The following is a 21,714-nucleotide window of genomic DNA, read 5'->3' on the forward strand; positions in this document are numbered from 1 at the left end:
AGATTCAGCGGAGTGCGTCGGCCAGTTCGCTCCACAGATGGGCGGCGGTCTCCACGCCCTTGAGGAGGAGGTCGAGTTCGACCTTCTCGTCGGGGCCGTGCCAGCCGTCGGACGGTACGGAGATACCGAGGAAGAGGACGGGTGCGCCGAGCACGTCCTGGAGGTCGGCGGCGGGGCCCGAGCCTCCCTCGCGGGTGAAGAGGATCTTCGTGCCGAAGGCCCGGCCCATGGCACGGGCCACCGCCTGGAGGGCGGGGTGGTCCAGGGGCGTCAGACAGGGGCGTGTGGCGGGGGCGAAGGTGATCCGGTGGCGGATTCCGGCCGGTATGCGGTCCTCCGCCCAGGCGCGGACCGCTTCCTGGATCCGGTCCGGGTCCTGGCCGGCGACCAGCCGGAAGCTCAGCTTCACGAGGGCCGACGAGGGGATGACGGTCTTGCTGCCGGCCCCCTGGTAGCCGCCGCCGATGCCGTTGACCTCGGCGGTGGGGCGGGCCCAGACGCGTTCGAGGGTGGAGTACCCCGCCTCGCCCGCTGTGGCCCGCGAGGCGGCCGTGCGCAGCCAGGTCTCCTCGTCGAAGGGCAGTTCGGCGAAGAGTGCGCGCTCGGTCCCGGTGAGTTCGGCGACCCCGTCGTAGAAGCCGGGGACCGCGACCCTGCCCTCCGTGTCGTGGAGAGCCGCGACCAGGCGGGCCAGCTCGGTCGCGGGGTTGGGGACGGCGCCGCCGAAGGACCCGGAGTGGATGTCCTGGCCGGGACCGGACAGCTCGATCTCGCATTCCGCGAGGCCCCGCATGCCGGTGCAGACGGTGGGGGTGTTCTCGTCCCACATGCCGGTGTCGGAGACGATCACGACGTCGGCGGCGAGGCGGCCGGCACGCTCCTCGGCCAGCGCGCGGAAATGCGGCGATCCGGACTCCTCCTCGCCCTCGACGAGGAGCTTGAGGTGGACGGCGGGGGTCGTGCGGCCGGTCGCGGCGAGGTGGGCGCGGACGCCGAGTGTGTGGAAGAACACCTGGCCCTTGTCGTCGGCGGCGCCGCGTCCGTACATCCTGCCGTCGCGGATCACCGGGTCGAACGGGTCGGTGCTCCAGCCGTCCTCACGGGCCGCGGGCTGCACGTCGTGGTGGCCGTAGACGAGGACGACGGGTGCGTCCGGGTCCTGGGACGGCCACTCGGCGAAGACCGCGGGGGCGCCGGGCGTCTCCCAGATCTCGGTGACCGGGAAGCCGGTCTCCGCGAGCTTGCCGGACAGCCACCGGGCGCTGCGCCGTACGTCCCCGTCGTGTTCCGGCTGAGCGGACACGGACGGGATGCGCAGCCACTCGGCGAGGTCGTCGAGAAAGGCCGCGCGGTGCTGCTCGGTGTACGTACGGACGGCGCTGTCCGGGGTGTCGCTCATGCTCATGAGCCTATCGGCCCTGCGGAGGTGGCTCGTCCAGCAGGAGCTTCTCGAGCTCCTCCCGGCCCGGCAGCCCGGTGGGGCGGGACGTCTCCCCGGTGCGCACGTAGAGGAAGGTCGCGGTGACCGCCTCCAGCGGCAGCCCGTGCAGTTCCGCCCAGGCCAGCCGGTAGACGGCGAGCTGGAGGGGGTCGGCCGTGCGGTGCCGGGAGGTCTTCCAGTCGACGATCTCGTACGTGTCACCCGTGCGGTACACGGCGTCGATCCGGCCGCGGATCACCCTGCCGCCGAGCGTGATCTGGAACGGTGTCTCGACGCGGTAGGGGGTGCGCCGGGCGTACGCGGTGCGCTCGAAGGCCTCCTTGAGGTCGGCGAGGTCCCGTTCGTCGGCGATCTCCGCGTCGTTCTCGTCGCCGCCGGGGAGTTCGTCCGGTCCCAGCATGGGCAGCGGCAGTTCCTCGAACCGGGACTCGACCCAGGCGTGGAATCGGGTGCCACGGCGCGCGGCGGGCTGCGGGGGGCGCGGCATGGGGCGGGCGAGCTCCCGCGCGAAGCCCTCGGGATCGTCGGCGAGGTGCAGGAGTTGGGTGGCGGAGAGTGTGGCGGGCACGACGACGTCGCGCACGGCGGCGCGGGCACGGCGCAGCTCACCGGCGAGGGCGTCGAGGTCGCGGTCCCAGGAGGCGAGGGTGCGCGACTCCTCGGGGGTGAGGCCCGCGTCGGCCGGGGTGCGGGCGGCCGGGACGTGCGGCGCGGGGGCATCCCGGGGAGCGGGCGGCCCTGCACGGCCCAGGTCCTCCTCACCGTCCGGGAACGGGTCGTCGTACGGGGCCTGCGCGCCGTCGTACCCCGGTTCCACGTCCTCGTACGGCGGTTCGTCGTCCTCGTAGGGGGGCTCGCCGTCCTCGTAGGGCGGCTCTTCGTCGTACAGCGGATCCTGTGCGGGGCGGGGGCCTCCGCCGGGGGTGGTCAGCCCGTACGCGTCCGGCACGGGTGCGGCCGACAGTGCCTCCAGGTGTGCCAGCACCGTGTCCCTGGCGGCCCTGCGGCGGGCCATGGCGGTGTCGTCGAGCGGGAGCGGCCAGGGCTGGTCGGTGTCCTCGTCCCGCAGCGCCGGGTTCTCCTCGTCCTCGCCGGGTTCGTCCGCCCACACCTCGATCTCGCCGTGTCCGGCCGCGCAGTGCTCGTACAGCGCGTCGAGGAAGGCCGACGGGCCGCGGGGCTTCTTCTGGGACGGGCCCCACCAGTGGCCCGAGCCGAGCAGCAGGCTGCGGGGGCGGGTGAAGGTGACGTAGCCGAGGCGGAGCTCCTCGGTGTGCTGATGCCCCTTCATCTCCTCCTTGAACGCCTTGAGCCCCTTGGTGTCGAAGGCGTCGAGGGACGGCAGCGTGGGCGCGTCGCCGCGCAGGGCGTGCGGGAGGACCTGGGACTGCGAGGTCCACGCGTCCCGGGACTGCGTGCTGGGGAACTGGCCGCCGACGAGGCCGGGGACGGCGACGACGTCCCACTCCAGGCCCTTGGACTTGTGCGCGGTGAGGACCTTCACGGTGTTCTCGCCGCCGGGCAGGGCGTTGTCGAGGCCCTTCTCGTACTGGGCGGCGGTGCGGAGGAAGCCGAGGAAGGCGAGCAGGGTCGCCTCCCCGTCCACCGCCGCGAAGCCGGCCGCGACGTCCAAAAAGTTGGCGAGGGTCTCCCGGCGACGCGCGGCCAGGGCGTGCGGCGACGCCGAGAGCTCCACCTCCAGGCCGGTGGTCGCGAGGACGCGGTGCAGTACGTCCATGAGGGGGTCCGCCAGCGAACGGCGCAGGTCGCGGAGTTCGGTGGCCAGACGGGCGAAGCGGACGCGGGCCTCCGCGGAGAACGGCAGCCGGTCGTCCTCCGAGCCACCGGACTCCAGGAAGGTGTCGAGGGCGTCGGCGAGTGAGATCACCTCGGCCGGGTCGGTTCCCTCGACGGCATCGGCCAGACGCCGGTCCGGATCGTCGTCGCCCCCCGGGTCGGAGCGGTGGACGAGGACACGGGCGCGGCGCCCCAGCAGGGCGAGGTCGCGTGGTCCGATGCGCCAGCGGGGTCCGGTCAGCAGCCGGACCAGGGAGGCGTTGGCCCCGGGGTCCTGAAGCACCTCGCAGACGGCGACGAGGTCGGCGACCTCGGGGAGGTGCAGGAGTCCGGAGAGTCCGACGACCTCGACCGGGATGTCGCGGGCGACCAGGGCGGCCTGGATGCGGGGGAAGTCTCCGGCGGTCCGGCACAGGACGGCGATCTCCCCGGGTGCCGTCCCGGTCCGTACGAGGTGGGCGAGCGAGTCGCCGAGCCAGTCGATCTCCTCGGCGTGGGTGGCCAGCAGGGCGCACCGGACCGTGCCGTCCCTCTCGGCCCCGGGCGCGGGGCGCAGTGCCTCGACTCCCTCGTGCATGGCGCGCAGGGGCTCGGCGAGGCCGTTCGCGAGGTGCAGGAGGCGGCCTCCGCTGCGGCGGTTCTCGCTGAGGGAGTAGCGGGTGGCCGGGGTGCCGTCGGCGTGCGGGAAGTGGTGCGGGAAGTCGTCGAGGTTGGCCACGGAGGCGCCGCGCCATCCGTAGATCGCCTGGCAGGGATCCCCGACGGCTGTGACGGCGTGTCCTGCCGTGCCCTCGCCGCCTCCGCCGCCGAAGAGCGCGGCCAGCAGGAGCCGCTGCGCCACGGAGGTGTCCTGGTACTCGTCGAGCAGGACGACCCGGAATTCGTCGCGCAGGACGGCGCCGACCTCGGGCCGGGTGAGGGCGAGCTCGGCGGAGAGGGCGATCTGGTCGCCGAAGTCGAGGAGGTCCCGGCTGCGCTTGGCGGTCCGGTAGCGCCGGGTCAGCCCGAGGAGCTCGCGGCGGGCCTCGGCCGTCTCGGGGATCCTGCGCAGCTCGGCGTTGGTGAGCCTGGCCGTCTCCAGGTCCCGCAGGAGCTGCGTGTCGTACTCCAGGAGCTCCTCGGGGCGTACGAGGTGCTCGGCGAGCTCGGCGTCCAGGGCGAGCAGGTCGCTGACGAGGGTGGGGAAGGAGCGGGTCAGTGCCGGGTAGGGGCCCGGCGCCTCGCGCAGCACCCGGGCCGCGAGCTGGTAGCGGGTGGCGTCCGCCAGGAGACGGGTGGTGGGTTCGAGGCCGATCCGCAGGCCGTGGTCGGTGAGGAGCCGGCCGGCGAAGGCGTGGTAGGTGGAGATGCTGGGCTCGCCCGGCGGGTCGTCGGGGTCGATGACGTCGGGGTCGGTGACTCCGGCGGCGACGAGGGCCTTGCGGACGCGCTCGGCGAGCTCACCGGCGGCCTTGTTCGTGAAGGTCAGACCGAGCACCTGCTCGGGGGCGACCTGTCCGGTGCCGACCAGCCACACCACCCGGGCCGCCATCACCGTGGTCTTCCCGGAACCCGCTCCGGCCACGATCACCTGCGGGGCGGGCGGCGCGGTGATGCAGGCCGTCTGCTCCGGGGTGAAGGGGATCCCGAGGAGCTCCTTGAGCTGCTCGGGATCGGTGATTCGGGAGGACACTCCAGAGAGGCTAACCGGACGCACCGACAACACCGTCCCGCACCGATTCCGCCGGAAAGATCATTCGATGATCTGACGGCCTTCGGGCTGTGCGCTGCACGACGCCTTGAAGGCGCAGTGGGTGCAGTGCTGGCCGGTCGTCGGAGTGAACCGTTCGTCCAGGACCCGTCCCGCCGCCGTGGCCAGCAGGTCGGAGACCCATGCGCCCGAGAGGGGCTCCTGGGCCTGCACCTTGGGAAGGGCGTCGCCGCCCTCCTTCTTCGGGGCGGGCTGCCGCAGCTGGACGAGTTCGGCGCCCCCGGTGTCCGGGCGGCGGCCGTCGAAGACCTCGTCGACGGCCCCTTCCCTGACGGCGAGCTGGTACACGGCGAGCTGGGGGTGTGCGGCCACCTCGTCCTTGGTCGGCGCGCCCTTGCCGGTCTTGAAGTCGACGACGTACGCCCGCCCCTCGACGTCCTGTTCGACCCGGTCCATGGAGCCACGGATGCGTACGGCGTACTCGCCCGCTTCGAGGGTGACGTCGAAGTCGTGCTCGCTGGCCGTCGGGGTGCGCCCCGCGCGGTCCATGACGTGCCAGCGCAGGAAGCGTTCCAGGGCGTCGCGTGCGTGGTCCTTCTCCTGCTGCGACTTCCAGGGGGCGTCGAAGACGAGGCCGTCCCACACGGAGTCCAGGCGTTCCATCAGGACGTCGAGGTCGGCGGCGGTGCGGCCGGAGGCCACCTCGTCGGCGAGCACGTGGACCACGTTGCCGAAGCCCTGGGCGGCCGTCGCCGGGGCGTCCGCCTTGACCTCACGGCCCAGGAACCACTGCAGGGCGCAGGTGTTGGCGAGCTGGTCGAGCGCGCTCCCCGAGAGGGCTACGGGGTGGTCCCTGTCGCGCAGCGGGATCTCGGAGCGGGTCGGTTCGTCGAGCCCCCACCAGCGGTGCGGGTGGGCCGCCGGCACGAGCGGCTGGCCCTCGTCGTCGGCGAGCGCCGCGAGCCGGGCGAGCCGGAGGGCGGCCGCGCCGCGCAGGGCCTCGGAGGCGGTGGGGTCGACGGTCGTCGCCCGGAGCTCGGCGACGAGCGAGGCCACCGCCAGGGGGCGGCGGGGCCGTCCTGTGACGTCCCGGGGCTCGGTCCCGAGCTCACCGAGGAAGCGGGACGGCTGGTCGCCGTCGTCGGCGGGCGCCTTGACCGCGGTGACGACCAGGCGTTCGCGGGCACGGGTGGCGGCCACGTAGAACAGACGGCGCTCCTCGGCCAGGAGCGCCCCCGGGGTGAGCGGTTCGGCCAGGCCGTCACGTCCGATACGGTCCGCCTCCAGGAGGGAACCTCGGCGGCGCAGGTCGGGCCAGAGACCCTCCTGCACGCCGGCGACGACCACCAGGTGCCATTCGAGGCCCTTGGAGCGGTGCGCGGTCATGAGGCGCACGGCGTCGGGGCGTACGGCGCGCCGGGAGAGGGTGTCGGCGGCGATGTCCTGGGCGTCGACCTCTTCCAGGAAGTTGAGCGCGCCCCGCCCCCCGGTGCGTTCCTCGGCCCGGGCAGCGGTGTCGAAGAGGGCGCACACGGCGTCGAGGTCCCGGTCGGCGTTCCGGCCGCCCGCGCCGCCGCGCAGCGCGGCCCGCTCCAGCCGGCCGGGCCAGGGCGTGCCGTTCCAGAGGGTCCACAGGGCCTCTTCCGCGGTACCGCCTCCTTCGAGGAGTTCACGGGCCTTGCGCAAGAGCGCCCCGAGCCGCTGGGCTCCGCGGGCGTACGCCGGGTCGTGGGTGACCAGGCGTTCGGGCTCGGCGAGCGCCCGTGCCAGCAGGTGTCCGGACGGCGGTGGTACGCGGTTCCCGGCGGCCCGCTCCTCGTCGCGCAGGGCCCGTCCCAGCCGGCGCAGGTCGGCGGCGTCCATCGAGCCGAGGGGCGAGGCCAGCAGGGTGAGGGCGGTCTCGGTGTCGAGCCCGCCGGGTGCCTCGTACTCGCTCCCGGACGTCCCCGTGCCGAGGCCGCTCGGTGCGGCGCCGTCGCTCCCGCCGCCGTCCCCGTCCTCCGGGTCCTCCGGGTCCTCCGGGTTCTCCGGGTCCTCCGAGTTCTCCGGGTTCTCCGGGGCTTCCGGGTCCTCCGGTGCACCGGGGTGGAGCGCCGCCGTGGCGACGGTGCGCAGGGCGGTCAGGAGCGGGGCGACGGCCGGCTCGTGGCGCAGGGGCAGGTCGTCGCCGTCGATCTCCAGAGGGACTCCGGCGGAGGTGAGCGCTCGGCGCACGGCGGGGATCGAACGGCCGCCGGCGCGTACGAGTACCGCCATGTCCCTCCAGGGCACGCCCTCCTCCAGGTGCGCGCGCCGGAGCAGATCGGCGATGTTCTCCAGCTCGGTGGAGGGTGTCGGATAGGTGTACGCCTCCACGCGCCCCCCTTCCCGCACGGCGGACAGCTCACGGTGGGCACGGACCTTGTCCGAGGGCAGGCGGGTGAGGGGCATCCGGCGGGTGAGCAGCCGGGTGGCCGCCAGGAGGTGTGCTCCGGAACGGCGCGAGGTGGTGAGGACCCCGACGGGGGCGGGCGCGCCGTCGGCCCGGCGAAAGGTGTCGGGGAAGTCGAGGATGCCGTTCACATCGGCGCCCCGGAAGGCGTAGATCGACTGGTCGGGGTCGCCGAAGGCGATCAGCGTACGGCCGCCGCCGGTCCCCGGAGCGGCGTTCCCCCGGTTCCCGGCCAGCGCGTGCAGCAGGCGTACCTGTGCGGGGTCGGTGTCCTGGTACTCGTCGACGAACACGGCGTCGTAGCTCCCGGCCAGCTGCGCCGCCACCTCGGGGCGCTCGGCGAGCAGGACCGCCCGGTGGACCAGTTCCGCGTAGTCGAGGACGCCCTGGGCGTCGAGCACGTCGAGGTACTCGGCGAGGAACTGGGCCGCGGCGCTCCAGTCCGGGCGGCCCGTACGGCGGGCGAAGGCGGCCAGCGCGTCGGGGCCGAGGCCCAGCTCACGGCTGCGGGCCAGCACCGCGCGCACCTCGTCGGCGAAGCCACGGGTCGTCAGACAGGCCCGCAGCTCGTCGGGCCAGCGGACATGGGCCGACCCGGTCCGCTCCAGGCCGAGCTGGCCTGCCAGAAGCTCACGCACGGTGACGTCCTGCTCGGGTCCGGAGAGCAGGCGCAGCGGATCGGCGAAGAGGTCGGCGTCCTGGTGGGCGCGGACCAGGGCGTAGCAGTAGGAGTGGAAGGTGGTGGCCTGCGGGCCCCTGGTGCCGCCGAGCCGGGCCGCCATCCTGTCGCGGAGTTCGACGGCCGCCTTGCGGCTGAAGGTGAGGACGAGGATGCGGGCGGGATCGGCCCCCCGGGCCACGCGCCGCGCGACCGCCTCCACCAGCGTCGTGGTCTTGCCGGTGCCCGGTCCGGCGAGGACCAGGAGCGGTCCGTCCCGGTGGTCAACCACGGCGCGCTGCGGTGCGTCCAGGAGAGGGGGGTCCACGGAACCCGGCGGCGTGCGCACCAGCCGGTACGCGCCCGGGGCCCGCCGCCGTGCCTGACGGTGCGGGCTGTTCCGGGTGGTGAAGGAGGAACTCACGTGGATCGCCGGTCCTGAAGGGTCTTCTCGGGTCTGCGCGGTGGCCGGCCGTGGGGAGGCGGCCCGGTGTGGAGTCTGCTGGTGAAGAAGGGTGCCGGGTCCGGGAGGGCCCGGCCGTGACGCATACGGATGAGGGAGCGGAGCGTGCCGCGTGTGGACGACGCTACGCCGTCGGCGGGGCGGACATCGGGCGGTGGGCCGCGTCCCGCGTCACATCCGGGTTCCGGTTCGCCGGTGTGTCCTGCTCACCGGCCCGGCGCCTGTCCCGGCGGGACTCGATGGCGGAAGCTGTCAGGTGTGAGCTTCGTCGCCCGGACCACCGGTCACGCCGTCCCATCTGGCCCGCTTCATGTCCAGACGCGGAACGTGCCCGTCCGCGTCGCGCGGGGCCGGGCGCAGCGGAGTGCCCTCCTCGCGGTAGTGGCCGAGCGCCCGCAGTTCATGGCCGGGCAGCAGCGTCCCGTCGGCGCGCACCACACGCCACCAGGGTGCCGCGGAGCCGTACAGGGCCATCACCCGGCCGACCTGTCTCGGTCCGCCGTCGCCGAGCCACTCCGCGACGTCGCCGTACGTCATGACTCTGCCGGGCGGGATCAGGTCCGCCACGTCCAGGACACGCTCGGCGTGGACGGGCAGCTCGGCGATCACGGGGTCGGCCGGCCCGGCCCCGGTCCGGCTGCCGCTCGTCCGGTCTTCGCTCATCCGTCCCATCCTGCCGTACGCCACCGACAACGTGCCCTGTCCGGTGTAGTCCTGGTCACACACCGTGCACACGGGGGCGAAGCAGCGTATGTTGCGCATCGCGCCCGCGCAATGCACCCTGATGCCCCCCTCTGTCTGCAGGCCGTGCCACCATCATGCGGGCGGTGACCGGTGATACGAGACCACGAAGATTCTTCAGAGGCTAAGGAGCAGGGCGTGCAGCCACCGAAGGCGGCCGACGCCTCCGACGCCGAGCCGCGTCCGGACGCCCCCGATGCCCCCGGCGACGGGGAGACGTCCGGGCCGTCCGGGAAGCACCTCTCGGGTTCGACCCTGGCACCGGCCGACGGCCTGACCGACCGTGTCTCGGGCGACGAGCCGCTGCTGCCCGCGCGGGTCCACCGCCCGTCCGATCTGCTGAGGCTCCTCGTCGGGGTGCTCGCGATCGCTCTGCTGTTCTCCATCGCCGCCTTCGCCCAGGGGACCACCACGGGCCTCGAGGACGACATCTCCAAGGGCACCGACCAGGCGCCCGACCTGCTGATCAAGCTGGCCGGCCTGGTTTCCAGCATCGCCGTCCTCCTCGTGCCGGTCGCCTTCGCGATCGAGCGCCTGGTGAAACGCGACGGGCTCCGGATCGCGGACGGGGTGCTGGCCGCCGTGCTGGCCCACGGGGTGACCCTGGCCACCGACCTCTGGGTCGCGAGGTCGGCCTCCGGAACGATCCGGGACGCGCTGACCCAGCCCCAGCCGGGGGACGCGCTCACCGACCCCGTGCACGGATATCTCGCGCCGGTCATCGCCTACATGACGGCGGTGGGCATGGCCCGCAGACCCCGGTGGCGGGTCGTGCTCTGGGTGGTGCTGCTCCTCGACGCCTTCGCGATGCTGGTCGGGGGCTACACCACCCCGTTCTCGATCGTCCTCACCGTGCTGATCGGCTGGACCGTGGCGTACGGCACCCTGTACGCCGTCGGCTCGCCGAACGTCCGTCCCACCGGCCAGCACCTGATGGCCGGTCTGCGGCACGTCGGTTTCCGCCCGGTCGCCGCGATGCGCGCGGAGGAGACTCCCGACAACATCGACCAGATCGACCGCGGCCGCCGCTATCTGGTGACCCTGGAGGACGGCCCCCCGCTGGACGTCACGGTCGTCGACCGGGAACAGCAGGCCCAGGGCTTCTTCTACCGGGTGTGGCGCAGGCTCACCCTGCGCAGCATCACCCAGCGCCGCTCCATCCAGTCCCTGCGCCAGGCCCTGGAGCAGGAGGCGCTCCTCGCGTACGCGGCGATCGCGGCCGGGGCCAACGCGCCCAAGCTGATCGCCACCTCCGAGCTCGGGCCCGACGCCGTGATGCTCGTGTACGAGCACATCGGGGGACGATCGCTGGACGCCCTGGAGGACGAGGAGATCACCGACGAGCTGGTGCGGGGCGCCTGGCGGCAGGTGCGGGCGCTCCAGTCGCGGCGGATCGCGCACCGCCGGCTCACCGGGGACGCCATCCTGGTGGATCGTTCCGGCACGGTGTTCGTCACGGACCTGCGGGGTGGCGAGATCGCGGCGGGTGACCTGATCCTCCGCATGGACGTCGCCCAGCTGCTCACCACCACCGGTCTGAGGGTGGGTGCCGAACGGGCCGTGGCCGGGGCGCTCGCCGTGCTCGGCCCCGACGCGGTGGCCGACTGTCTGCCGCTGCTCCAGCCGATCGCGTTGAGCCGTTCCACCCGGGCGACGCTGCGCAGGCTGGCGCGGGAGCGCTCGCAGCGTGAGCGTGAGGCGGTGCTGGAGGCCTCGCAGGCGGCCAAGCAGGCCAAGGCGGAGGAGCACGACGTCTCGGCGGCGAACGACCGCAAGGCCGTCCGGAAGTCGCAGCGCACGGAGAAGCAGGCCGAGAAGCGGGCGATGGACGATGCTCTGGAAGAGGCCCGCGAGGAGGACATGCTGGCCCAGATCCGCCGCCAGGTGCTGCTGATCAGGCCGCAGGCGCCGGTCGAACCGGTCCGTCTGGAACGCATCAAGCCGCGCACCCTCTTCAGCTTCATCGCGGGTTCGATCGCCGCCTACTTCCTGATCTCACAGGTCACCGAGGCCGACTTCGGCACGGTCGTGGAGCAGGCGGAGTGGGGCTGGGTGGCGGCCGCCCTCGGCTTCTCGGCCCTGAGCTACGTCGCCGCCGCCATGAGCCTCCTCGGCTTCGTGCCCGAGCGTGTGCCGTTCGGGAAGACCGTGCTGGCGCAGGTGGCCGGGTCGTTCGTGAAGATCGTGGCCCCGGCGGCGGTCGGCGGTGTGGCGCTGAACACCCGCTTCCTGCAGCGCGCCGGGGTGCGTCCGGGGCTCGCCGTCGCGAGCGTGGGCGCGTCCCAGCTGTTCGGTCTGGGCGCCCACATCCTGCTGCTCGCCCTCTTCGGGTATCTGACAGGCACGGAGAAGACCCCGGACTCGCTCACCCCGTCGAGGACGGTCATCGCGGGCCTGCTCACGGTCGCCGTGCTCGTGCTGGTGGTGACCGCGATCCCGTTCCTGCGGAAGTTCGTGGTGACCCGGGTCCGGTCGCTGTTCGCCGGCGTCGTGCCCCGCATGCTCGACGTGGTGCAGCGTCCTCAGAAGCTGATCACCGGCATCGGCGGGATGCTGCTGCTGACCGGGCTGTTCGTGCTGTGCCTCGACGCGTCGATCCGCGCCTTCAGCGGTCCCGACGTCCCGCAGCTCAGCTACGCGAGCATCGCCGTGGTCTTCCTCGCGGGCAACGCCCTCGGGTCGGCGGCGCCCACCCCGGGCGGCATGGGCGCGGTCGAGGGCGCTCTGACGCTGGGTCTGATCGCTGTGGGACTGCCGAAGGAGGTCGCGGCCCCGGCCGTGCTCCTGTACCGCGTGATGACGCTGTGGCTGCCGGTGCTCCCCGGCTGGATCTGCTTCAACCAGCTCACCCGGAAGGGCGAGCTCTAGAACACCTGCGCGGGGCGCGCCACTCGCATGGCCCGCGCCCCGCGCGTTCCCTCGGGCCCCGCCGCACGATGGGTCCATGAGGACCTCCCCCGCTCTGCGTGCCGCTGCCCTCGCCGCAACCGCCACGGTGCTGCTGCCACTGGCCGCCTGTTCGGACGACGGTGACGGAGGTACGGGGAGTTCGACGCCCTCGTCCGCCTCGACTGCGGCCCCCACCGCGACGCCGGGGAACCTGTCCTCCCAGAAGCTCGACTGGAAGCCCTGCCCGGCCCCCAACGAGGCCCAGGGCAGCGGCGCGTCCCCCTCCCCTCTCCCGGGCGGAACGACCTGGCAGTGCTCCTTCATGGACGTGCCCCTCGACTACGCGGACCCCGGGGGCCGGACCATCGAGCTCGCACTCGTCCGCGCCGCCGCCAGGGACAAGGACAAGCGCATCGGCTCGCTGATCTTCAACTTCGGCGGACCGGGTGCCTCGGGCGTCGCCACGCTGCCGTCGTTCGGCACCGCCTACGACTCCCTCCGCGCCCGCTACGACCTGGTCAGCTTCGACCCGCGAGGGGTCGGCCGCAGCGAAGGGGTCGAGTGCTCGGACGACGCAACCCTCGACGCGCGCTACGAGCAGGACGGCACCCCGGACGACGCCGAGGAGGAGAAGGCGTTCGTCGAGGACCAGAAGTCGTACATCGCCGACTGCGAGGAGAACTCCGGGGACGAGCTCCCCTACGTCGGCACCACGAACGCGGCCCGGGACATGGACCTGCTGCGTCAGGTGCTCGGCGACGACAAGCTGTACTACTTCGGGATCTCGTACGGCACCGAGCTGGGCGGTGTCTACGCCCACCTCTACCCCAGGACGGTCGGCCGGGCCGTCCTGGACGCGGTCGTCGACCCGACGGAGGACTCCCTGAAGTCCTCGCTGGGCCAGGCCGAGGGCTTCCAGCTCGCCCTGGACAACTTCACCGCCGACTGCGCCGAGCGCGACGACTGCAAACTCCCCGGCGCCACCGCGAAGGAGGTCCAGGACGGGATCACCGCCCTCCTCGCGAAGCTGGAGAAGAAGCCCGTCCCGGGTCTCGGTGAAAGGGAACTGACCGAGACCCAGGCCACCACCGGCATCGCGTCGGCCCTCTACTCCAAGGAGACCTGGCCGCTGCTCGAACAGGGCATCGACGAGGCGGACGGCGGCAACGGCGGACTGCTGCTCGCGCTCGCCGACTCGCTGAACGGCCGCTCCGAGGACGGGCACTACGACAATTCCAACGCCGCCAACGCGGCCGTCAACTGCGCCGACTCCAAGCAGCGGTTCACCCTGGAGCAGACAAGGAAGGCGCTCCCCGAATTCCGCAAGGCCTCCCCCGTGTTCGGCGACTACCTCGGCTGGGGTCTGATGGCCTGCACGGGCTGGCCGGTGGCGGGCGCCTGGGACACCCCCGACGTCAGCGCGCCCGGTTCGGCCCCGATCCTGGTCATCGGCAACACCGGGGACCCGGCCACTCCGTACGCCGGCGCGAAGGCGATGGCCGCCTCGCTCGGCAAGGGGGTCGGGATCGAGCTCACGTACAAGGGCGAGGGCCACGGGGCGTACAACGGCGGCAGCACCTGCGTGCAGCGGACCGTCGACGCCTATCTGCTGGAGGGGAAGGTCCCGAAGTCGGGAACGGTCTGCGAGTGACCGCTCGTTGGACGGCCGGGCAGTCGTGCCGCCCGGACCTCTCCGGGCGACGGCCCCGGAACACGGGGGAGGAAGCACCATGGGTGTACGCGGACGGGTCCGCCGGGGCGCGGCGCCGGCCCTGGCGGCGCTGCTGGTGACCGCGGTCCTCGCGGGATGCGACGGCGGCCCGGCGTCGCCCCGGTCGTCGAAGGGCTCGTCGCAGGCGCCGGAGCAGCCCTCGGACGCCTCCGGGCCGCTGAACTGGAAGCGCTGCGAGGCGCCGGAGGACGGCACCGCGCCCGGCCCCGCCTGGCGGTGCGCAACCCTGGACGTGCCGCTGGACCATGCGCGGCCGGACGGGAAAACCATCGGCATCGCGCTGATCCGCAAGGCGGCCACGAGGAAGAGCGAGCGGATCGGTTCGATGCTCTTCAACTTCGGCGGCCCCGGCGGCTCGGGAGTCGGCACCCTGCCTCGCGCCGCCTCCGCGTACCGGGAGCTCAACACGCGTTACGACCTGGTGGGCTTCGACCCGCGCGGCGTCGCGGCCAGTGCGGGCGTCCGCTGCCGCGACGACGCCGGCCAGGAGACGGCCTACCGCGAGGTCGACATGACCCCGGACACCGCGGCGGAGGAGGCCGCGTTCATCGCCGACGGCACGGACTTCGGCGCCGGCTGCGAGCGCATGTCCGGCGCGGTGCTCCCCCACGTCGGCACGTCGAACGCCGCCCGGGACATGGACGCGATCCGCCGTGCGCTCGGCGACGACACCCTGTCGTACTTCGGCATCTCCTACGGCACCGAGCTCGGCGGGACCTACGCGCACCTCTTCCCGGAGAAGGTGGGCCGGGTCGTACTGGACGCCGTCGTCGACCCCACCGCGGACTCGCCCGGTCACGCGCGTAACCAGGCGAGGGGCTTCCAACGGGCCCTGGAGAACTACCTGAAGGACAGCGGCCAGGACCCGGCGGCAGGCACCCGGAGGATAGCCGCGCTGCTGGAGCGCCTCGACGAGGACCCGCTGCCGACGGCCTCCGGACGCGAGCTGAACGAGTCCCTCGCCGTCATCGGCATCGTGACACCCCTCTACTCCAGGAGCGGCTGGCCCACCCTGACGGCCGCGCTCGACGAGGCGGAGAACAGCGGCAGGGGCGACCGCCTGCTCGCGCTGGCCGACTCCTACAACGGCCGTGACGAGGACGGGCACTACAGCACCCGGAGCCATTCCCAGCGGGCGATCTCCTGCGCCGACGCGAAGGCTCGGCCGACGGCGGCCGAGGCCCGTGCGCTGCTCCCCGAATTCCGGGAGCTGTCCCCGGTCTTCGGCCCGTTCCTGGCCTGGGACACGGCCGGCTGGTGCGCCCGGTGGCCGGTCGAGGGGGAGCACGACACCCCGGAGGCGAGCGCACCCGGCGCCGCCCCGGTCCTCGTCATCGGCACGACCGGAGACCCGGCGACCCCCTACGAAGGCGCGCAGCGGATGGCGGACGAACTCGGCGAGGGGGTCGGTGTGATGCTGACCAACAAGGGCGAGGGGCACGGCTCCTACGGCGAGAGCGCCTGTGTGACCTCGCTGGTCGACGCCTACTTCCTGGACGGGAAGGTGCCGACGGACGGACGCGTCTGCTCCTGAGGCCGGACAGGACGAAGGGGCCGGCTGACTCGCCGGCCCCTTCGTCCTCGTACGTCCTGCTCCGGTCTAGTAGACCGGCTTCTCGGGCTCGATCTGGTGGACCCAGCCGATGACACCGCCACCGACGTGCACCGCGTCGGCGAAGCCCGCCGACTTGAGGACCGCGAGGACCTCGGCGCTGCGGACACCGGTCTTGCAGTTCAGGACGATGCGCCTGTCCTGCGGAAGGTCCTGGAGGGCGTTGCCCATCAGGAACTCGTTCTTCGGGACCAGCCGGGAGCCCGGGATCGCCACGATCTCGTACTCGTTCGGCTCACGGACGTCGATGATCTCGATCTTCTCGTCGCCGTCGATCCACTCCTTGAGCTGCTTCGGAGTGATCGTGGAACCGGCCGCCGCCTCCTGGGCCTCCTCGGACACGACGCCGCAGAAGGCCTCGTAGTCGATGAGCTCGGTGACGGTCGGGTTCTCGCCGCACACCGCGCAGTCGGGGTCCTTGCGGACCTTGACCTGGCGGTACTGCATCTCCAGCGCGTCGTAGATCATCAGACGGCCGACCAGCGGGTCGCCGATGCCGGCGAGCAGCTTGATGGCCTCGTTGACCTGGATGGAGCCGATGGACGCGCAGAGCACGCCCAGGACACCGCCCTCGGCGCAGGAGGGAACCATGCCGGGCGGGGGCGGCTCCGGGTAGAGGCAGCGGTAGCAGGGACCGTGCTCGGACCAGAAGACGGACGCCTGACCGTCGAAGCGGTAGATCGAGCCCCAGACGTACGGCTTGTTCAGCAGGACCGCGGCGTCGTTGACGAGATAGCGGGTGGCGAAGTTGTCCGTGCCGTCCACGATCAGGTCGTACTGCGCGAAGATGTCCATCACGTTGTCGGCCTCGAGCCGCTCCTCGTGAAGGACCACGTTCACCAGGGGGTTGATCCCCTGCACGGTCTCCTTGGCCGACTGGGCCTTGGACTTGCCGATGTCGGCCTGGCTGTGGATGACCTGGCGCTGCAGGTTCGACTCGTCGACCTCGTCGAACTCGACGATGCCGAGCGTGCCGACGCCGGCCGCGGCCATGTACATCAGAGCCGGCGAGCCGAGGCCGCCGGCGCCGACACAGAGCACCTTCGCGTTCTTCAGCCGCTTCTGTCCGTCCATCCCGACATCCGGGATGATCAGGTGGCGGGAGTACCTGCGGACCTCGTCGACGGTGAGCTCAGCAGCTGGCTCGACCAGGGGTGGCAGCGACACAGGAACCTCAACAATGCAGGTGGTCGGTTTCTACGTACTTCATCTACGTACGGTTGTTCTCCCGTAACACTGCCACGCCCCTCCTCATTCCGAGATACCGGGTCCGATCCGCGAGACGAATTCGTCCCAGTAGCTGGGCAGTGCCGCGAATGGGTCGGTTTGCCCCTTCGCGCCGTCCCGGTCCGTGAAGAAGATCGTGCCCGCGCCCTGCCAGCGGGCGATGCGCATGGCCTCCTCCAGGTGTGTGCGCGGGACCCCGTGGACGAAGTGGGCGAAGCGGCCCGATTCGTACGAAGCGGTCCACTCGGCCACCTGCGACCAGCGGTAGTCGGTCCAGGGGCCCCGGAAGGTGACCAGCTGGTCGGCGGCCTCGGCGTAGCCCGGATACGGGTGGGTGTCGTGCCCGAGGACGAGCCGTCCGCCCTCCTCGTCCGCGCTGTCGCTGTCCGCCAGGAGCGCGCCGAGCGTGCTGGTCAGCCGGCGGACCGCCGGGAGTCCGTCGCGTCCGGCCGGGCAGCGGTCGAGGTAGAAGCCGCCGACGCGATACCAGCCGAGGTAGGACCGGGCGTCGGCGATCAGCTCACCGAAGGGGCGGCCGCCGAAGGCCAGGTCGATGAGGCCCAGCAGCCTGCCGCCCGAGGCCCGGACCATGTCCTGGGGCGCCTCCCCGCGCAGGGCCCGTTCGCGGGCGTTGCGCAGCCGGCCCGCGGCCTCCAGGCAGTGCGGGTCGGGCCGTGCGCCCGGCCCGTCGTCGATGTTGAGGACGGCCCAGTGCAGCGGTGTACCCGGCCGGCTGAGCCCGGCCCATTCGGCGGGCGCCAGCAGCGGGTGGGCGTATCCGGGCACCCCGACGCCGAGCCGTTCGGCCCCGCCGGTCCGCAGGGTGGAACCGGTGCTCGTCAGATACGGCACGCCGCCTCCATCCAGATGTCCGCGAGGGACTCCTCCAGATTGATCCGGGGGCGCCAGCCCAGCCGGTCCCGGGCGGTGCGTACATCGGCCTGTTGCCAGGCACCGCAGCCGTCCGGGTAGGGGGACGGGGTGGCCGCGAGGTGCTCCACGACCGACTCGGCGGAGGTGCGCTGGGCACCGATGGGAAGCCGGCCGGGAGGTGTGTCGAGCTCGTGGAGCGCGCCCGCGTAGCCGGCAACCCTGGCGAGGACGGCCGCGGCATCGCGCAGTCGCACGGCCCTGCCGGTGCCGATGTTGACGACGCCCTGGGCGGCGGAGAGCGAGGCGGCGTGCACGGCGCGCGCCACGTCGCGTACGTCCACGAAGTCGCGCTGCACCCCGAGACCGCTGAGCTTGAGCTCGGGGTCGCCGGTCTGCATGGCGCGGCGCATGGTCTCGGCGAGCCGGCCGAGCGGGGAGCCGGCCGGGGTCCCGGGGCCCACCGGCGAGAAGACCCGCAGCACGACCGCGTCCAGACCGGAGCCGAGGACCAGCTCGGTGGCGGCGAGCTTGCTGACGCCGTACGGGCCTCCCGGGCGGGGCACCGCGTCCTCGGCGGTGGACGAACCGGGCTGCGAGGGGCCGTACTCGGAGGCGCAGCCGACCTGGACGAGCCGCGCGCTGCAACCGCTGCGGCGCATCGCCTCGCAGACGGTGGCCACGGCGACGGTGTTGTGACGGGTGAGGTCGCGGGCACCGCCGCGGGTGGCGCCCGCGCAGTTGACGACGACCCCGGGGTGGACGGCGTCCAGGAAGCGGGTGAGCGCTCCGGGGCTGCCGCCCGCGAGGTCGAAGCGCACGTCGGCGTCGTCGCCGCGGCCGAGTGCCGTGAGGTGCACGGCGGGATCGGCGAGCAGACGGTCGGCGACGAAGCGTCCGAGGAATCCGTTCGCTCCGAGCAGCAGAACCCTCATCGCGCGCCCCCTCGGTGCCGACGGCTCACTGCCGGTGAGAGGGATTGGGGGGTCATGTCCGGTGTCTCCTTGAGGAAGGTGTGTGCGGTACGGGAAACCCGCGGCGTCGGCTCCGCGGGGCGGGACGGACGGCGGCTACGCCGAGGCGTGGGCGGACGCCCGGGTGAGGGTGACCGATGCGTGGACCAGCAGTCCCGACGCGGCGATCCCGCAGGCGAGGACGGCTACACCGCCGGGGCCTGCCGCCGCGACGACGGCGTCGACCGGGCGGGACAGGAGGCCGAGGCCGGGCAGCCGTCCGGCGAGGACCAGGAAGGGGGCCGCCACCTCGACGGCGCAGGCTGCGGCGAGTCCGGTGGCGGCGGGCTCCGGGAAGCCGTGGACGGTCAGCAGCCGGGCCAGCAGGAGCAGGGCGCCGAGGGCGGCCGGGCCGGTGAGGCCCGTGCCGGGGCCGGGGTGGCCGAGGCCGGCGAGGTACAGCAGCGCGGTCGTCGCGCACAGGAAGAGCGCGAGGACGCCGAAGAGCACGGGGCGCACCCCCGCACCGAACTCCGACAGGCCGTGGGAGCCGGCGAGCCGGTGGCGGGCGTGTGCGGCGAACAGGTGGGCGCACCAGGCCGCGGGGGCGAGGGCCAGCGAGAGTCCGAGCAGGGGGGCGGGCGCCGCGGTCCAGTGCCCGTCGGGGCCGCCGCTGATGACCTGGTCGATCAGGTTGTCGCCGTACACGGCGTAGCCGAGCAGCCAGCAGACGTACAGGGAGACGCCCCCGGCACCGGCCGGGGCGCGCAGCGGGCCGGCGCGCAGACAGAGCCGGAGCCCGGCGAGGACGAGCAGCGCTCCGGCGGCGGTCACCGCGAACCTGGCTCCGCCGCCGAGCACCCCCTCGGTGGCCCTGAGCGCTCCGGCCGTCGCGAGGCAGGCGGCACCGGGCAGCAGGGCGGTGAGCGTCCAGCCGGCCCGCGCCTCCTTGTCCCGGCGGGGCCGCGGGTCGTGGGCGCGGGCGGACCTGCCGGCGGCGGGAACGCGGGCGTAGAGCTCCTCCGCGAGCGAGAAGACGTCGCGGTGCCGGTAGCGTGCGGCGGTCCGGTCGGTCAGTCCGTGGGCCTCCAGACCGGCCGCGATCTCCAGGGGGTCGACGGCACGCTCGCAGAGGTCCCGGTGCCGGTGCATGAGCACCTTCACGGGGTCCGCGGGACCGCGGCGGACCGCGGCTCTGCGCGCCGGGCGGTACGCGATCTCGGGTGCCCTGACCGCGGAGCGGACAGCCCACGGACCCTCGTCCACGGGCCCGCTTCCGCTGCCCTCGGCCGGGGCTTCGGCCGGTCCGCCCATCGGGACTCCTCCGTGGTCGTGGCCGTTCGTGGCGTCACGCATCGCCGCCTCCCGCTCCGCGTGCGCCCGCGCACACGCCCTCCGCGCCGATGGCCCAGCTCGGCACCCGGGTGGCACCGGCCGGGGCAGTCACGGCGTCCGGCCCGGGGGGCAGGGCGCCCAGTACGTGGGCCTCCGGGGGCGTGGCGAAGGGGCGCGGCGGCCCGGCCGGGTCCCGGGGGTCCACCGGCGTCGCCCACCGGGCCGGGGCGTGCCCGGCCAGGTCCAGGTAGATGCCACGGAATGCCGCGAGGTTCTGTTCGACGGTGAAGAGTTCGAGCGCCCTGGCGCGCGCCGCCGCGCCCAGGCGCGCACGGCGCTCCGGGTCGCGCAGCAACGCGACACAGGCGTCGGCGAGCGCCCGCGGATTGCGCGGGGGCACCACCAGCCCCGTACCGCCGACGACTTCGACGACGGCGCCCACATCCGTCGAAACGGTGGCCCGGCCGCAGAACATCGCTTCGACCAGGCTGATGGGAAAGCCTTCGACGACACTGGACAGGACGACGACACCGCCCGCGGCGTAGGCCTCCGCGAGGTCGGGCACCTCGGGTCCGCCGATCTCCTCGAAGGTGACCGGGTTGTCGCCGACGGTGTGCGCGTCCGTGGCCTCGTCGGGGAAGAGCTGGACGGCGAGCGCCCTGCAGTGGGTGAGGTAGGTCTCCCCTTCGGTCCCCGGGACCGGGGCTCCGAAGATCCGCAGCCGGGCGTCGGGCTCGGCCCTGCGCACCTCGGCGAAGGCGTGGAGCAGGGCGATCAGGTCCTTGGCGGGTTCGATGCGGCCGATCCACACCAGTGTTCCGGGACCGCCCGCGTCGTCACCCTCCCCCACGTCCCCGAACCGCTCGGCCTCCATGCCCGGGTACACCGTGCGCAGCTTGTTCCGGTCGGCGCCGAACCGCTCCTGCCAGCGCCGGACATGGGTGTTGCCGGGTGTGATGATCGCTGCCTGCCGGTAGACCTCGGCGGCGAGGAGCCCGTGGAAGTTGGCCAGCATGGCGCGCACGGGCGCACCGAGGGGGGCCTCGGGCGCCGCGAGGTAGTGGGCCCGCAGCGGCACTCCGTGTTCCGTGACCAGCAGCGGCACACCGAAGAAGCGTTTGGCCAGCAGCCCCGGGAGGGCCGCCGTGCCGCCGGACGCGGCATGACAGAGGTCCACCGCGCCGAGGCTGTCCTCCTCGTACCAGTCGAGGGAGAGGGGGCGCAGGGCGCGCTCGAGTCCGGCGACGAAGGCGAGGTAGTCGGGGACGGTCGCGCTGTGGACGGTCCGCCCGGTGCCCGGGGCCCGGCAGGCCGACTGCACGATGCGTACGCTCGCCTCGGAGCGCAGGGCGTCGTGCAGTCCGCCGCTGTCCCGGGCCAGTTCGGCGAGACCGTAGAGGCCGTCGGTGAAGCGGCCGGACGCCGGGACGGCGTCCGCACCTCCGGACTGCGGCTCCGTCTCCGCGCCGGCGCAGACCGCACCGACGAGCGCCGTCACGTGCGCCGTGAAGCGCCGTCGGTCCCGTCGTCCGTACGAGCGCCCCAGGCCGGTGGCGAGTCTGCCCGTCAGCCCTTCGGTGCGGCGGGGGAGCCGGGTGTTTTCCTCGTGCGTCCACATCGGCGCCGTCCGCACCCGTCCGACCCGGTCGGGCAGTCTGACCCAGCCCTGTCGTTCCTGGTCGGCGGAGCGGCTGAGGGCGAAGAGGTCGAACTCGTGCTGGGGCAGACCGCGCACCAGACGGTCGCACCAGAGTCTGGACTCACCGGTCGCATACGGGTAACCACCGTCCGTGAGGAGTCCGATCCGCACGAGCACACCCCCGATCTCCCTTGTGGGTGGCCGCCGTTGATCGGCGGCTCACAGCGGGACGACCG

General features: G+C 73.2%; 12 protein-coding genes. 3 read left to right on the top strand and 9 right to left on the bottom strand.

Features of this window, described 5'->3' with window-relative positions; translation table 11 throughout:
• Positions 1–4: 4 nt before the first annotated feature.
• The 4 genes from P8A20_RS12220 to P8A20_RS12235 form a co-directional block, all read right to left on the bottom strand.
• Positions 5–1,399: a dipeptidase gene (locus P8A20_RS12220; protein ID WP_306103505.1), complete on the bottom strand. Its 1,395-nt coding sequence runs from the start codon at positions 1,397–1,399 to the stop codon at positions 5–7.
• A 10-nt stretch (positions 1,400–1,409) separates the two neighbouring features.
• Entirely contained in the window at positions 1,410–4,910 is a 3,501-nt protein-coding gene (locus P8A20_RS12225) for an ATP-dependent helicase (protein WP_306103506.1), read from the bottom strand.
• 60 nt (positions 4,911–4,970) lie between these two features.
• Complete coding sequence (locus P8A20_RS12230; RefSeq protein WP_306103507.1) at positions 4,971–8,441, bottom strand: ATP-dependent helicase; 3,471 nt, start codon at positions 8,439–8,441, stop codon at positions 4,971–4,973.
• A 291-nt stretch (positions 8,442–8,732) separates the two neighbouring features.
• Positions 8,733–9,143 carry an MGMT family protein gene (locus P8A20_RS12235; protein WP_306103508.1) on the bottom strand — a complete coding sequence of 137 codons (411 nt, stop codon included), beginning with the start codon at positions 9,141–9,143 and terminating at the stop codon, positions 8,733–8,735.
• A gap of 216 nt (positions 9,144–9,359) precedes the next feature.
• Here P8A20_RS12235 and P8A20_RS12240 point away from each other — a divergent pair, with 216 nt between their 5' ends.
• The 3 genes from P8A20_RS12240 (at position 9,360) to P8A20_RS12250 (ending at position 15,376) form a co-directional block, all read left to right on the top strand.
• Complete coding sequence (locus P8A20_RS12240) at positions 9,360–12,089, top strand: lysylphosphatidylglycerol synthase transmembrane domain-containing protein (protein ID WP_306103509.1); 2,730 nt, start codon at positions 9,360–9,362, stop codon at positions 12,087–12,089.
• Positions 12,090–12,165: 76 nt separating this feature from the next.
• Complete coding sequence (locus tag P8A20_RS12245) at positions 12,166–13,761, top strand: alpha/beta hydrolase (protein WP_306103510.1); 1,596 nt, start codon at positions 12,166–12,168, stop codon at positions 13,759–13,761.
• A 79-nt stretch (positions 13,762–13,840) separates the two neighbouring features.
• Complete coding sequence (locus tag P8A20_RS12250) at positions 13,841–15,376, top strand: alpha/beta hydrolase (RefSeq protein ID WP_147959390.1); 1,536 nt, start codon at positions 13,841–13,843, stop codon at positions 15,374–15,376.
• Between the two features lie 66 nt (positions 15,377–15,442).
• On the opposite strand, the gene moeZ is transcribed toward P8A20_RS12250, so the two are convergent.
• The 5 genes from moeZ to P8A20_RS12275 form a co-directional block, all read right to left on the bottom strand.
• Entirely contained in the window at positions 15,443–16,621 is a 1,179-nt protein-coding gene (gene moeZ / locus P8A20_RS12255; protein ID WP_147959389.1) for an adenylyltransferase/sulfurtransferase MoeZ, read from the bottom strand.
• Between the two features lie 84 nt (positions 16,622–16,705).
• On the bottom strand, positions 16,706–17,533 hold the full coding sequence (locus P8A20_RS12260) for a spherulation-specific family 4 protein (protein WP_306103511.1): 828 nt from the start codon (positions 17,531–17,533) through the stop codon (positions 16,706–16,708).
• Positions 17,521–18,486 carry an NAD-dependent epimerase/dehydratase family protein gene (locus tag P8A20_RS12265; protein ID WP_014154206.1) on the bottom strand — a complete coding sequence of 322 codons (966 nt, stop codon included), beginning with the start codon at positions 18,484–18,486 and terminating at the stop codon, positions 17,521–17,523. The genes P8A20_RS12260 and P8A20_RS12265 overlap by 13 nt, the downstream gene beginning before the upstream one ends.
• A 135-nt stretch (positions 18,487–18,621) precedes the next feature.
• Positions 18,622–19,860: a hypothetical protein gene (locus tag P8A20_RS12270; RefSeq protein ID WP_261988648.1), complete on the bottom strand. Its 1,239-nt coding sequence runs from the start codon at positions 19,858–19,860 to the stop codon at positions 18,622–18,624.
• Positions 19,853–21,649 carry a DUF3492 domain-containing protein gene (locus P8A20_RS12275; protein ID WP_306105142.1) on the bottom strand — a complete coding sequence of 599 codons (1,797 nt, stop codon included), beginning with the start codon at positions 21,647–21,649 and terminating at the stop codon, positions 19,853–19,855. The genes P8A20_RS12270 and P8A20_RS12275 overlap by 8 nt, the downstream gene beginning before the upstream one ends.
• Between the last annotated feature and the right edge of the window lie 65 nt (positions 21,650–21,714).

This window comes from Streptomyces sp. Alt3, assembly GCF_030719215.1.
Lineage (GTDB): Bacteria > Actinomycetota > Actinomycetes > Streptomycetales > Streptomycetaceae > Streptomyces > Streptomyces glycanivorans.

What these genes read in the sequence shown, in the direction of transcription:
- P8A20_RS12220 (WP_306103505.1), bottom strand. Translation starts at nt 1,399, where the DNA reads ATGAGCGACACCCCGGACAGCGCCGTCCGTACGTACACCGAGCAGCAC.
- P8A20_RS12235 (WP_306103508.1), bottom strand. Translation starts at nt 9,143, where the DNA reads ATGAGCGAAGACCGGACGAGCGGCAGCCGGACCGGGGCCGGGCCGGCC.
- P8A20_RS12245 (WP_306103510.1), top strand. Translation starts at nt 12,166, where the DNA reads ATGAGGACCTCCCCCGCTCTGCGTGCCGCTGCCCTCGCCGCAACCGCC.
- P8A20_RS12250 (WP_147959390.1), top strand. Translation starts at nt 13,841, where the DNA reads ATGGGTGTACGCGGACGGGTCCGCCGGGGCGCGGCGCCGGCCCTGGCG.
- P8A20_RS12265 (WP_014154206.1), bottom strand. Translation starts at nt 18,486, where the DNA reads ATGAGGGTTCTGCTGCTCGGAGCGAACGGATTCCTCGGACGCTTCGTC.
- P8A20_RS12270 (WP_261988648.1), bottom strand. Translation starts at nt 19,860, where the DNA reads ATGCGTGACGCCACGAACGGCCACGACCACGGAGGAGTCCCGATGGGC.